The following is a 14107-nucleotide window of genomic DNA, read 5'->3' as shown; positions in this document are numbered from 1 at the left end:
ACCGCTATTCCACTGGAATTTTGTCAATCATTGTTCATTACAATGGGTCGAGATTTAGGGAATAATCGTTGGGCTTTTATTTCAAATAAATAAAGGTGTTTTGCATATGTCTCGTACTATTATGCTTATTCCAACTAGTGCTGGCGTTGGCCTTACTAGTGTTAGCATGGGTGTTCTTCGCGCTATGGAGCGTAAAGGCGTTAATGTTTCTTTCTATAAGCCAATTGCACAACCTCGCTCAGGCAAAGATCAGCCAGATCTAACCTCAACGATTATCGAAGCAAACAGCTCAATCACGGTTGGTCAACCAACGCCAATCTCAACCGCCGAAAACCTAATCGGTAGTGAGAAAATGGACGTACTTCTAGAGTCGATTGTTGCTGAATACAACAAGGTAAACGGCGAATCTGAAGTGACACTTATTGAAGGCCTAGTACCGACACGTAAGCACCCATTTGCCAACCAGGTAAATGCTGAGATTGCTAAAACGTTAGGTGCAGAGATCGTTCTTGTTGCTACACCAGGTACAGACAACCCATCTCAGCTAAAAGAGCGTATTGAGGTTGCATGTTCTAACTTTGGTGGTGCTAAGAACAAAAACATTAAAGGCGTTATCATCAACAAGCTGAACGCTCCTGTTGATGAAGCTGGCCGTACTCGCCCTGACCTATCTGATATCTTTGACGATGCAGACAGCGCTCAGAAAGCGAACCTAGAAGTGATGCAAATCTTCAACTCTAGCCCTATCCGTGTACTTGGCTGTGTGCCTTGGAGCATCGACCTAATCGCGACTCGTGCGATTGATATGGCGAAGCACTTGAAAGCTGAAATCATCAATGAAGGTGAGATTGAAAGTCGTCGTATTAAGAGCATCACGTTCTGTGCACGCTCTCTTCCTCACATGGTTGAGCACTTCAAACCAGGCTCTCTGCTTGTAACTTCAGCAGACCGCCCAGACGTTATCGTTGCTGCGGCTCTTGCTGCGAAAAACGGCGTTGAAATTGGTGCTATCTTGCTAACTGGTGGTTATGACCTTCCAGAGCAGATCGTTGAACTTTGTAAGCCTGCATTTGAAACTGGTCTTCCAATTATCAAAGCACAAGGTAACACTTGGCAGACTTCGTTGAACCTACAAAGCTTCAATCTAGAAGTACCTGCAGATGATAAAGAGCGTATCGAATTCGTTAACGATCACGTTGCTAGCCACATTGATGGTCCTTGGATTGATTCTCTATCTGAAGGTGTTCAAGGTATTCGTCGTCTAAGCCCACCAGCATTCCGTTACCAGTTAACAGAATATGCTCGTAAAGCTGGCAAGCGTATCGTTCTTCCTGAAGGTGATGAGCCACGTACAGTTAAAGCTGCGGCTATCTGTGCTGAGCGCGGAATCGCAAGCTGTGTTCTTATTGGTAACCCTGATGAAATCCGCCGCGTTGCTGCTGCTCAAGGCGTAGAACTAGGCGCAGGTGTTGAAATCATCGACCCTGAAGTTGTTCGCGAAAACTATGTTGCTCGTCTTGTTGAGCTACGTGGCAAAAAAGGCATGACGGAAGTTGTTGCTCGTGAAAAACTAGAAGACTCTGTATTCCTAGGCACAATGATGCTTGAGAACAACGAAGTTGACGGTCTTGTATCTGGCGCGGTTCACACCACGGCAAACACTATCGTTCCTCCGTTCCAAATCATCAAGACTGCACCCGATGCCTCTATCGTATCTTCAATCTTCTTCATGCTTCTGCCTGATCAAGTATTGGTTTACGGTGACTGTGCTATCAACCCAGATCCAAACGCTGAGCAACTGGCTGAAATCGCTATTCAATCGGCTGATTCTGCAACGGCATTCGGTATCGACCCACGCGTAGCGATGATCTCATACTCTACTGGAGAATCTGGCAAAGGTGCTGACGTAGATAAAGTACGTGAAGCAACTAAGATTGCTCAAGAGAAACGTCCTGATCTAATCATCGACGGACCTCTACAGTACGATGCAGCAATCATGGAGAACGTAGCAGCGTCTAAAGCGCCTAACTCTCCTGTTGCAGGTAAAGCAACGGTATTTGTATTCCCAGACCTAAACACTGGTAACACAACATACAAAGCGGTACAGCGTTCAGCAGACCTAGTTTCTATCGGTCCAATGCTTCAAGGCATGCGCAAACCTGTAAATGACTTGTCTCGTGGCGCACTTGTAGACGATATCGTGTACACAATTGCTCTAACTGCGATTCAATCAACACAGCAGTAATTCAGTCTATTCAGCTGTAACTCAATTCATTCTGAGTTACAGCTGTTTGAATGAAAGAAAACCCTCGATACTCTCTTTCTAATTGAAAGTGCATAAGAATCGAGGGTTTTTTATTGGTTGTTAGAAAATTCAGTTCTAATTTTGTCTATTGAGTGTTTGGCATAATTTGATAGAAAGGCACATTACTCTCTTCAATCTTCATTTGTCTTTGCTGTGATTCATTTTCTAGTTGTTCTATTTTTTCTCTATCGCCATCACGGGTACTCGTCACCCAACAAGTCGAATGAGTTACCGGGCCTTCTTCTGGTGAGATATAGAAATCAGCCACACCCTCTGGAGGATAAATAGCAACAGAGTTTATCGCGATTGGCTCTTCGTTGTTATAAGCCACGCAACGCATTTTCGCAGCTAACAGTGAAGTAATGCGCACACGATAGTGATTGTCATCCATTTTAACCACCGCCGCGCCACTGTAGGTAGTAGGAGCGATATTCGTTACTTCATCCGCATTCGCTGTTGAGATTGAAAATGCGATTGCTGTACTCACTATTAATGCTACAGGCTTACTTAGTGACAGCGCTTTAAGTGTCTTAATCATGGTCATTATTACCCTATCTATTTCGGATTAATGTCAGATAAATTCCATCTACTTGTGTATTGGTCAAACTCCCACTTAACCACGCAGTGTAATACTTTAGCTTTACTTAACTTCCCTGTTTGATAGTAACCATCAACCTCTACCCTAAAGACACTAGGCAGCCTATTGATTGAGTCTAGATTATTTTTCCTCATCCAAGAGTAGAACGCTTTTTGCCAATCTTCTTTAGGATTTATTGCAGCAACCGTTAATTCTACAAACCAATAAATTGATGAGTTTTTCATTCCCATCAATAGCCGAGAACTTCGCTCTATTTGGCGCGCAATATGATGCCTAAACCCAAAAACACCCACTACTATTAAGCCAATCACATACACCCACAGTTGATTTTGATACCACCAGATCGGTGCATACTCTTTTAGCTCAAACAGTGCGATTTCAACACGCTCTTTTAAAGGCGGCGGTGGTGGCGCAGTGGCAACGATGTCGATTGTCGGTAAGGTCACTATCTCCAAGCTACCTTTGGCATTATTCCACCAAGTTACCTCTATTGCAGGAAGTTGATACTCCCCTGCTTCAACAAATCGGTAATGAAGATTACTGCTCTTTGTACCTGTCATCTCGCCACGGTAATCGCTGCTTGAGTGGGACTCCCTACCATGTGTTAACTCGATGCGTGGATCCCATGAGACTAGCGGAGGTAACTGCCCAATGAGGTAACCCGGCAACGCAGCGGCTGATTGAGTAATAGTACGAGTGACTACCCCACCTGACATAATGTCTGTTTGCGTCACTTTCTGGCTTAACGAGTACTCTGATGTTGAGATTGCTCCCATCGCCTCGCGAGGCTGAGCAGATACCTCTATTCGATAAGAATCACTGGTAAATTGGTACTCGTTCTCTTTTTTAGTCACCTGAACCTTTAGCTCAGGCAAGCTATAAGCTCCCGCTCTAGAGGGATAAATATCATAGCGATAGTTAGCCAAGTAGAAGCGTTGACCGTCGCGATTTTGGTGTGAATAGCTTGGTCTATCACTCGGTTCAATAAATAGCCCCAGTACTTTCAAAGGCTCAATAGAGAATTGACCAGAAATAGGGTGATTGCTTGCAATTGTTAGCCAGAGTGTTGCACGTTCTCGCTCGCTCACATTTTCTGTTCTAAGATCCCAAGACGCATCCCAAGTCACCCGAGACTGAGGTTGATAACTGCGTTCGTTACTTGCGGCAACACAAACACTGCTCAGAAGGCAGAGTATTAGGGTAGTGGCAGTGCGTAAGATAGAAAGTCTCTTAGTCATGCTTACGCTCCGCATCAGTCATTGATTTCTCTTCATTAAAAGACAAAGCGCTATTCAATTGATTCGAAAACTTGTTACGTAGAAAGACTTTAGGGCTAGTTTGAACCTGCTCTAACCAGATTTTGTTTAGATGCTCTTCTGCAATAAGGTCGGCGCTATTAATCACCTCAATCTTATCTTCTGGCTCTTCAATACCCATGTCTTCTGCCAGTGAATCGACAAAGTCAGCAGTCATGTCTTCTCCGGCCGTCCCCTGCCCAAGTGCTCGCTCTTCCATCAAATTAAAGATCTGCTCTAAGATTTCGAGGTTATGCAGTGCCGTTTTGTTCGTCTCGTCCATCTCTAAAACGCTGTTAAACCAACGCTCTGCGCTACGAAAACGCTGCAGATGAGTATAGGCGATGCCAATGTTTAAACCGCGCCTTACCTGATCGTTTAGCTCTGTCGCCTCAAGATTGTTCAGTAACATTAATGACCACTCCCACTGGTTATCTCTCATTAATGCTTCAATCTTCCACTCTGGCTGAGTAAAAAGTTGAGCGGCACAGGAGTAGTTCTCGCGCTCAAAGTATCGACGGGCTTGCTGCTCAGAGGTATAGACAATATCCATCCAGAAACTCTGACAGCTAAGTTGGGAATCAACTTCATCGGCATACGCAAGGTTTGGCGACGTTGATGCCATGACAAACAACCAAGGTAGAGCAAACCAACGAATCGTCCAGCCACGACGAAACCACGTCAAGGTAATCAGTAGTAAAACAAACACCAGATAATACCCAACCTCTTGCCACTCAATATCGCTATCTTGCGGATCAAAGTATTGGTAATCATCAACCCAGCGGTTAATACGTTTTATATCGATATCATCAGGGCTCATTGAGATCGTTTGCACGCCAGACGGGGCATCCAATGATGCTGAGTAACCAAATTTCCAAACCAGTAGCTGATCAACACTATCTTGTAAGTACTGAGTCATCGCTTGTTGGGCGGTTCGATCAATTTGATCAGTAATTAAAATAACGCTACCCGGAAACACAAAACCTTCGGCCTGTTGGTTCGCGCCATTGATACCATTTAATACCGCTGATACGTTTTTACCCGCTCGCGGAACAAGGTTTGTAGAGAGACTGTCTAGGTAATAATCGATGACATTTCTGTCTTGGGTCGGTGGCAGAAGTAAGTGCGCACTACCTGCATAAACCCATACGCCAATTTCACCCTCTTCACGGCTGTGAATTAGCTCGGCTATTTTGAGCTTTGCTGCTTCCAAGCGAGTTGGCGTGACATCTGACTCAGCCATAGAACGTGAGAGATCGACCACTAGAATAAGAGGCGACTGATTCTGGGCCTGCGTACCCGGCTCTGGTTTCCATGTTGGCCCAGCACAGATAATCACAAGTGCCGACAGCGCCCAAGGCAACAGTGATTTAGGAGATAAGCGAGACTGTGTGGTGTCCTTAGTTAAGACCGATGCTTGTAAGTGCGGCGCAATCGAATCGCGAACATCATTTTTGCTGTTTAGCTGTCTAATAAGCCATGCAATTAACGCTACAATAATAAGTGCTAAAAGCCACGCCGGACGAATGAAGTGAAATTCAGACATATCTACTCATCCCCTTTATTTATCTTGCGAGATATCGTGAGTAACACGACGAGCAAAGCCATCAGGATCAGAGCAAGCACTACGCCAATTGGGTAGTAATAGAGCTCTAGTTTTGGTCTGACACTATAGCTATCAAAAACCGCAGGCTCTAGCTGATCTATCTGGGTGTAGACTTGTTGTAAGTCAGATGCATCTTGCGCTTCAAATACGGCACCGCCAGTAAGCTCAGCAATACGATTAAGCATTTCCATATCAATCGCCTCTTCTCCTACTGACGCAGGATCGCCAATTGCTATTGAGTGGATGGTAATACCGTGCTCGGCAGCAAAGTGGGCCGCTTCAATAGGAGGAAATTTACTATTGGTATCTCGACCATCTGTCATCAAAATTAGAGTCTGGTGCGTAGTTTGTGCATGTTCAAAGTGGTTCACCGCTACACCTATCGCATCACCAATCGCCGTACCGGGGCCCGCCATACGAACATCCATCTCTGCTAATAGCTGCCTTAGCGTGGAAAAATCGGAAGTAAAAGGAGACTGCAAATAAGCCGCATCACCAAAAGCGATAAGACCAACACGGTCTGACTCTCGTTGAGAAAGAAACTCTTCTAGTAAGCTTTTAACGACGTCAACACGTCTTTGATCAATCCCCTCTTCATCAGCAAAATCACGCGCTTCCATTGAACCTGAAAGATCAACGGCGACAAGCATTTCTCTACCTTGGGTTTCAATGGTATTCACCTCTCCCCAATAGACAGGTCGCATTGCTGCAAGTACCAAAGAGAGATAAAGCATTACCACCAAGCTACGCTGCCAAAAAAGAGGGGTTAACTTAACCGCGCCCTTAGAGAGCTTTTGTTGTGACAACGCTTGAAACTGCTCAAAGTGGCTGTGTTTTACGGCTCTAAAACGAGTTAAATGCGCGGGTGCAAGTGCGACCAGTATTGGAAGAAGCAACGCCAGAGCAAACCAAGGATAACCAAATTCAAACATTTAGTGCTCCTATCCACTGCTCTACTTCTGCAATGTGTTGTTCAGACAAAGTTTCAGATGTCTGATAGGTTGCATTAAATAACGCTACACAACATGATTTAGACAGAGCAGCCTCCCACTGTTGCTCCTCCAAAAAAAGTGCAAAGGTTTCTGCATCCATCAAGCCTACGTTATGCTTTGGCCAATGTTGAACCGCAACTCGCTTAACAAGATGGCCAATGTTTTGGGGCTGCTTTTTAGCATAATAGCCTAACAACTCAGCCGCCTGTCGCAGGTAAGCTTCTTGTAGCCATTTAATACGTCGAAAAATCCCATAGCCCAATAGGCTCAACATTAGTAGCATCAATAAAACATACCATCCTATTGTCGCTGGCATCCAAGACACGGGCTCAGGTAGTGCCGCCCACTCTAAGTTTTTAATTAAATGGGCACCAAATTCAGTGACACTTCCTTGTTCAAGGTTCGTATTACTCATAACGGTGTTTACCTTTTAATTGTCGCTAATGACGCATTAGCTAACTGATTAATTTGCTGCCATGTGTCAACGTGAGTAGTGATCTCAAAAACAGGCTGACCTGTTGATTTAAAACAGGCATCTAATACCGAGCGGTGTTGCTCAATATAATCATGATACTTCGCTCTTAGCTGCTCATCATTTTGACCAATATTGAGTTGATACTCTTCATTACCCATTAAGAAATTTCGGTTTGGAAGTGTCATTTCTAATGGGTCTGATACGCGAAAGGCAAACAGATCATTATGCGCCGCTAATTGGGTAACCAGTGGAACGCATTGAGCATCAAAATCAGAGAAGTCACTTAAGATAAACAACTGCTGATCCTTAATACCACGCTGACAAAGATCGTTGAGCACTTGCTTTAACCCATTCGCTTGGGTTGAGGGTTGAGGTAACTGGCGATTATGAGTGGCAACTTGTTGGAGAACCGTCAGCATCGCAGGTTCACCTCGACCAGAACACAGAGCCGTTAAGCCACTGTCGTGAATGACATTGCCACAGAAGCGATCGCCATCATAATTAACACGACCTGCGATAATGGCCGCAAGCTCAGCAACAATCACTGACTTCATCGAGCCATTTGATGCAAAAAACAGGGAACTTGTTTGATCGACAATCAGTTGAATAGTTTTGTCTTTCTCTTCAGAATAAACACGCAAATAAGGCTGGCCAGTACGCTGTGTCGCTTTCCAGTCTATGCATCGAACATCATCACCAGGGTGATAGTGACGCAGCTCAATGAAATCTAAACCTCGCCCACGTTGTGAAGCGACGTTAAGACCACTTAATAAAGAACAGCGCCCCAGAGGTGGACGCCAAGTGAGTTGACGCCCTTGCGCGGCCAAACCAGTAAGACGTGCCATGCTGGTATGGATACGCAGATCAGTTGAAGCCGACGATTGATTTGCCATACGCGCCTCTTATACCCATGCAACCTGTTCAAGCAGTCGATCAATCACCTTCTCGGTGGTCACTTTATCGCTTAGAGCGGTAAAGCTAAGAGCAATACGGTGACGAAGAACGGTATGAACTATCGCTCGGATATCATCAGGTGTAACGTAATCTCGCCCATTCAACCAAGCGTATGAACGAGCACATTTATCAAGCGCTATCGCCGCTCGTGGGCTTGCCCCTAATTGAATAAAGCTTGCTAGCTCTTGGCTGTATTTTTCTGGGTAACGCGTTGCATCAATAATATCGACAATGTACTGATCAATCGCATCAGACACACTCACCTTCTCAACTAAGTTCTGCGCAGCCTGTACTTCTTCAACACTCAAGCCTGCCACGTCTAAGCTTGTGCCCAAACGCTCACTACGTAGCATTTTAAGCATCTCTTTTTCGGCGTTTTTCTCTGGGTACTCCACCAGCACCTGCATTAAGAAGCGATCCATTTGGGCTTCTGGCAGTGGGTACGTGCCCTCTTGCTCAACAGGGTTTTGAGTGGCTAATACCATAAATAGTTCAGGCAGTGGGTAAGTGACACCACCAACCGAAACTTGGTTCTCAGCCATCGCTTCAAGCAGCGCAGACTGCACTTTCGCTGGCGCACGGTTAATCTCATCCGCGAGCAGTAAGTTAGAAAATACTGGGCCACGTTTAAACGATAGCGACTGGCTATGAGCATCATATACTTCACCACCGGTAACATCGCCCGGAAGCATATCTGGCGTAAACTGAATTCGGTGCAGGTCAGCATTCATATTATTTGCTAGGCCATTAACTGCGCGCGTTTTTGCCAGCCCCGGAAGGCCTTGAATCAGAACATGCCCCTTAGCAAGTAATGCAATGACAAGCTGCTCAACAACACGCTCTTGACCAATTACGGTCTGGTTAACGCACTCTTGAAGACGTTTAAATTTAGGAAGTAATGAAGAAGTTGGCATAACATAGCCTCACGTTGATACGGTAAGTTACTTATTGAAATCCTTTTAGAAAGAGTAAAGATTTTAATAAGCAAACTAACGGGAAAAGTGGGTGCACCTAAGTACACCCAGAAATATTAGAACGTTAAATTATTTGGCGTCTGGACGGTAAGGCATTTGCTGCATTACACGCTCAAGGTTAAATGAGGTTGGCGCTTGACGTAGAGGGAACTCTTGGAACGTCTGAAGTAACTTAGCTACTTCAACCTGTACTGGTACGAAGAAGAACATACGGTCACCAAACCATTTCAGGTACATCATTGAGTGCTCTGGCGCTTCTTCAAATGGGTCAGCACGTAAGTCGACTAGCTGAGGCCAAGTAGTTGCAAGACGTGGAGCGAACCAGCTGTCTTCTGTAGGCTGAATGAACGTTGCTTTGATCTTACCAACACGTACCGCTTCTAGGTTACCAGTCTCAGCAAAGTAGAAGATCTCGTTACGAGTAGTGTCTTCATTCTTGAACCAAGCATCTCTGTGGTCATAACCATCGATGTAAACATCGTGCTTCTTCTTGAAGTTCTCTTGAATGTCTTTCTCTCCAGCAATAGTACCTAGAGTCGTGAAGATGTCTTCGTGAGATTGAATACCGTTGTTTACAGAACCCGCTGGGATTTTGTTTGGCCACATAACCATAAATGGAACACGTGTGCCACCTTCAGTTGTCAGACCTTTTTCGCCTTTAAACGGTGTGTTACCGCCATCTGGCCAAGACATCTTCTCTGCACCGTTATCGGTTGTGAAGATAACGATAGTGTTGTCTTTCTGACCTGTTTTTTCTAACGTATCAAGAAGCTCACCAACATAGTGGTCTAACTCGTTCATGCCGTCAGCGTATAGACCAAAGCCAGTCTTACCCGCCCACTCTTCACTTAAGTGAGTCCAAACGTGCATACGTGATGGGTTGTACCATAAGAAGAACGGGTCATCCGTTTTCGCTTGAGCTTCAATGTAATCTACAGCCATGTCTGTAAGTTCACGGTCAATCGTTTCCATGCGCTTACGAGTTAGAGGGCCATCGTTACCTGTTGGACCATCAGCTGTGCCAGTTACCATTCCACGAGGGCCAAAACGCTCTGCAAATGCAGGGTCTTGTGGGTAATCTTCGTTCTCTGGCTCTTCTTCAGCGTTTAGGTGGTAAAGGTTACCGTAGAAGTTGTCAAAGCCGCGACGGTGAGGAAGCATGTGCTCTTGGTCACCAAGGTGGTTTTTACCTAGCTGGTTAGTCATGTAGCCGTGTTCTTTTAAAACTTCAGCAAGCGTAGGGTCAGATGGAGAAAGACCAACAGGTGAGCCTGGTAGGCCAACGTTTAGTAGACCAGTACGAACAGGTAATTGACCCGTTAGAAATGCAGCACGGCCCGCTGTTGAGCTTGGTTGACCATAGTGGTCAGTAAACATCATACCTTCGTTAGCAACACGGTCGATGTTTGGTGTTTTGTAACCCATCATGCCATTGTTATAAGCAGACGTGTTAAACCAACCGATATCATCCGCCATGATGACAACGATGTTTGGCTTCTCAGCAGCGTTTGCCATTGCAGGAGCAACCGCGCCTACCGCAGCAGTTGCAACAACCGCTGTGCTGATCAGGTTTTTAGAAAATGTTTTCATTTGCATAACCTTTATTAGTTTCAACGACTCCACAACGCAACAACTTCCTACGTGCCAACTCTTCCATGTAATTAATTGAGGAGAAACATCCGAAATTGGATTGCGTATAGATTAAAAGGTTTACAGCGCATCTAGTATGAGCCTAAGATAATAGATAACATTTATATTATGAATATTAGGTGATTTGGAATGCCACAAAATAAGCATTTTGATCTCAATCTACTTCGTGTGTTTGTCGCAGTATGCCGAACTGGATCATTCACTAAGGCAGCAGAAGAGTTAGACCTGACTCAATCGTCGGTCAGTAATGCCATTAATCGATTAAAGACCTCTATTGACGCCAATCTGTTCATCCGTTCAGGTCGTGGCGTGCAACCAACAGCGATTGGAAAAAGCTTGTTTGAACAGATGGAAGAGCCCCTTCGATTACTCGATCAATCTATCGAAGGTATTGACTCATTTGATGAGGTTAACGATCACCGTTCTTTTAACATCTACGCATTTGATGCCTTAATTCAATTGCTTGTCCCACACCTTGAGAAAAGAACAGCAGGAACCAGTATTGATGTCATCATGCGTGAAATGCCAGGAGAAGAAGAGTTTATAATCAATGCATTACACAATGACACCGCAGATATCATTGTTGACGTCAAACTGCCTGAATCAGCGTCATTGGACTTTATGAAGATTGCTACCGATGATTTAGTCTGCTTAGCGAAATCTAACCACCCACGCATTATTGGCAGTCTCTCTCGTGAGCAGTTTTTTGAAGAAAAGCACGTTCTATTTAACCTAAAACGACTGAACCTAACCGCCTTTGATCTCTTTACCGATGAGGTTTTGCCAAAGCGCCGAGTACTCACCGAACAGTCCTCAATGATGAGTATGCTCGCGACGATCAGTAACACCGAGTCATTGGGTGTGACCCTGAAAACTTACGCCAAGCAGTTTTCTCCTCTGTTTAATTTGCAAACGTTTGAAGTCCCGATTGACACCAAAGATATCGATATTTATCTGGTATGGAATCGTAAGTTCACTCATAACGCAGCGCACAAATGGTTAAGAGATCTATTGAAAGATATCTTCGATAAAGACCTTAAACATTTACAACATAAATAAAGAGTATTGATGGGTTCTGTTTATCGCTTCGAGTAGCAGTGATAAATTTGCAGCCTACGAACAAGGAGCTACAGCGTTCGATATTAGTTAGTAGGGATGATGACCGTTTAATTAAGCTCTGGAGTCACCCATGACCACTCAGTCTACTCATCCTTATCACCTGATCGTAAAACCTGTCGGCGCCAAATGTAACCTCGATTGTAACTACTGTTACTACCTCCGCAAAGAGGAACGATACGAGCCCAATGCGACAATGCAGATGTCTGAGGCATTGCTAGAAACGTATACCAAGCAATATATTGAGTCTCAGCCACAGCAAGCGAAGCACATTGAGTTTAGCTGGCAAGGTGGAGAGCCAACACTGCGAGGCCTCGACTTCTTCAAAAAAGCGATCGAGTTACAGAAAAAATATGCTCGCCCGGGCATGACCATTTCAAACAATTTTCAAACCAATGGTACCTTGATCAACGACCGTTGGGCTGCCTTTTTCAAAGAGAACAATTTTCTTATTGGTATTAGCATTGATGGCTCTGAGAAGAATCACAATAGCACTCGCCCAGATATTAAAGGGAACGATAGCCTCCATCTCACGATACGCGGCCTTGAAGCGCTGAAAAAATATGGTGTGGCGTTCAATACGCTTTCCGTGGTTCATAATGAGAATGCTCACTTAGCCAAAGATACCTACCAAGAGCTAAAAGCACTTGGTTCAACGGTTATCCAGTTTCAGCCTTGTGTTGAGCACCCGTCCGATCAACGTAGCGCAAAAGATTGGTCTTTAACGCCACAACAGTGGGGCCACTTCCTGTGTGATGTCTTCGATGAATGGAAAAAAGAAGATGTTGGCAAGATTCACATTCAGTTCTTTGAAAACACACTCGGCGTATTAGCAGGCCAACCTAGCCAAATGTGCTTCCACAGCGAACTCTGTGGGCAACAGATGATGCTCGAACACGATGGCAGCCTCTACTCTTGTGATCACTACAGCTACGACGAATATCAAGTGGGTCACATGAATCCGGCAAATATCGAATCGAACCTTATCGATTCTATCGATTTAGGCGCTATTGCTTGCAGTGACCGACAAAAAGAGTTTGGGACCAACAAATGGACTAGCCTTCCTCAGCAGTGTCGAAAATGTCATTTCAGACCGTTCTGTAACGGTGGTTGCCCGAAAGACAGAACTGCGATTACCGCTGATTTAGAGTCGGGCTTGAACCACCTGTGCGTCGGTTATAAGCAGTTTTTTCTTTACTCAATGCCATACTTTGGCGCCATGCTAGAAGCGATTCAGCAAGGTCACTCTGCAGCTATGTACCCTATTTTCCTTAAATAACCCGGAAACGATGTCATGAACAAATTGTTTAAACTTTCTACCCTAGGCGCTGCTCTGTTCCTAACATTTGGTTGCAACCAAAATGAGCAACCAAGTCAAGCAGAGCCCAAAACACACACTGAAGTTGCGCCAACAACTGCCGATGAACCCGCAGCTGAGTTAACGACATTAGAGCAAAAAGCGGCTTACGCTATCGGGGCGTCTTTTTCACAATACCTTGTCACTAGCCTAAACCAGCCTAAAGAGTTGGGAATCAACCTAGAAAATAGCGATGTCTTCCGCGGCATTAATGACAGCTTTAGTAACAATGTTCAACTGACACAAGAAGAGATTGAAGAAGTGCTACAAGATCTCGATAAGTTGGTTGCTGATAAATTGACTGAATACTCTGAGACCAAGCAAGTAGAAGTGATTGAACAAGGTAACGAGTACCGTGAAAACTTCAAACAGCAAAAGAACGTAACCGAGCTTGATTCAGGCCTAATGATCCAAATCCATGAAGATGGCCGAGGAAAGAAACCTATAGGAACAGACACAATCACCGTGCATTACCGCGGAATGCTGACTGACGGCACCAGCTTCGACAGCTCTTACGACAGGGGCGAGCCTGCAACCTTCCCATTGGCGCAAGTCATCGAAGGGTGGACTGAAGGTTTGCAACAAGTAAACGCCGGTTCAAAAGTCACATTAGTTATTCCACCGGAGCTGGCTTATGGTGAACAGTCAACACCAACGATCCCAGGCGGTTCAACACTTGTTTTCGATATTGAGCTTTTAGAAATCGTGCAATAAAGTCTGCGGCTTTAGGCACAAAAAAAGCGCGATCCGAAAAGCAATCGCGCTTAAGCCTGTCACAGGCTGAA

General features: G+C 44.9%; 12 protein-coding genes. 4 read left to right on the top strand and 8 right to left on the bottom strand.

Going from position 1 to position 14107, the window contains the following annotated elements:
* Window positions 1-106: 106 nt before the first annotated feature.
* Complete coding sequence (gene pta / locus L4C54_RS10375; protein ID WP_428802400.1) at window positions 107-2245, top strand: phosphate acetyltransferase; 2139 nt, start codon at window positions 107-109, stop codon at window positions 2243-2245.
* 145 nt (window positions 2246-2390) lie between these two features.
* On the opposite strand, the gene L4C54_RS10370 is transcribed toward pta, so the two are convergent.
* The 8 genes from L4C54_RS10370 to L4C54_RS10335 form a co-directional block, all read right to left on the bottom strand.
* Window positions 2391-2843, bottom strand: coding sequence for a hypothetical protein (locus tag L4C54_RS10370; protein WP_428808121.1), 453 nt, complete (start codon window positions 2841-2843; stop codon window positions 2391-2393).
* Between the two features lie 17 nt (window positions 2844-2860).
* Entirely contained in the window at window positions 2861-4141 is a 1281-nt protein-coding gene (locus L4C54_RS10365; protein ID WP_428808120.1) for a hypothetical protein, read from the bottom strand.
* A complete protein-coding gene (locus tag L4C54_RS10360) occupies window positions 4134-5744 on the bottom strand; it encodes a VWA domain-containing protein (protein WP_428808119.1) in 1611 nt (536 codons plus the stop codon). The genes L4C54_RS10365 and L4C54_RS10360 overlap by 8 nt, the downstream gene beginning before the upstream one ends.
* A 2-nt stretch (window positions 5745-5746) precedes the next feature.
* On the bottom strand, window positions 5747-6736 hold the full coding sequence (locus L4C54_RS10355; protein ID WP_428808118.1) for a vWA domain-containing protein: 990 nt from the start codon (window positions 6734-6736) through the stop codon (window positions 5747-5749).
* Window positions 6729-7211 carry a DUF4381 domain-containing protein gene (locus tag L4C54_RS10350; protein ID WP_428808117.1) on the bottom strand — a complete coding sequence of 161 codons (483 nt, stop codon included), beginning with the start codon at window positions 7209-7211 and terminating at the stop codon, window positions 6729-6731. Before L4C54_RS10350 ends, L4C54_RS10355 begins: the two co-directional genes overlap by 8 nt.
* Window positions 7212-7219: 8 nt before the next feature.
* Window positions 7220-8164 (bottom strand): DUF58 domain-containing protein, encoded by a 945-nt coding sequence (locus L4C54_RS10345; RefSeq protein ID WP_428808116.1) that lies wholly within the window; start codon window positions 8162-8164, stop codon window positions 7220-7222.
* A gap of 9 nt (window positions 8165-8173) precedes the next feature.
* Window positions 8174-9139 (bottom strand): AAA family ATPase, encoded by a 966-nt coding sequence (locus L4C54_RS10340; protein ID WP_428808115.1) that lies wholly within the window; start codon window positions 9137-9139, stop codon window positions 8174-8176.
* A gap of 129 nt (window positions 9140-9268) precedes the next feature.
* Window positions 9269-10789, bottom strand: coding sequence for an arylsulfatase (locus L4C54_RS10335; protein WP_428808114.1), 1521 nt, complete (start codon window positions 10787-10789; stop codon window positions 9269-9271).
* A gap of 189 nt (window positions 10790-10978) precedes the next feature.
* Between L4C54_RS10335 and L4C54_RS10330 the strand changes: the two genes are divergently transcribed.
* The 3 genes from L4C54_RS10330 to fkpA all read left to right on the top strand — a co-directional run bounded on the left by L4C54_RS10330 (window position 10979) and on the right by fkpA (window position 14036).
* Window positions 10979-11908 carry a LysR family transcriptional regulator gene (locus tag L4C54_RS10330; RefSeq protein ID WP_428802409.1) on the top strand — a complete coding sequence of 310 codons (930 nt, stop codon included), beginning with the start codon at window positions 10979-10981 and terminating at the stop codon, window positions 11906-11908.
* A 130-nt stretch (window positions 11909-12038) separates the two neighbouring features.
* On the top strand, window positions 12039-13244 hold the full coding sequence (locus L4C54_RS10325; protein WP_428808113.1) for an anaerobic sulfatase maturase: 1206 nt from the start codon (window positions 12039-12041) through the stop codon (window positions 13242-13244).
* A gap of 15 nt (window positions 13245-13259) precedes the next feature.
* On the top strand, window positions 13260-14036 hold the full coding sequence (gene fkpA, locus L4C54_RS10320) for an FKBP-type peptidyl-prolyl cis-trans isomerase (RefSeq protein WP_428808112.1): 777 nt from the start codon (window positions 13260-13262) through the stop codon (window positions 14034-14036).
* Window positions 14037-14107 lie beyond the last annotated feature (71 nt).

The organism is Vibrio lamellibrachiae, from assembly GCF_050337265.1.
GTDB classification, from domain to species: Bacteria; Pseudomonadota; Gammaproteobacteria; order Enterobacterales; family Vibrionaceae; genus Vibrio; species Vibrio kyushuensis.
This window is presented reverse-complemented; position numbering and strand designations above follow the sequence as displayed.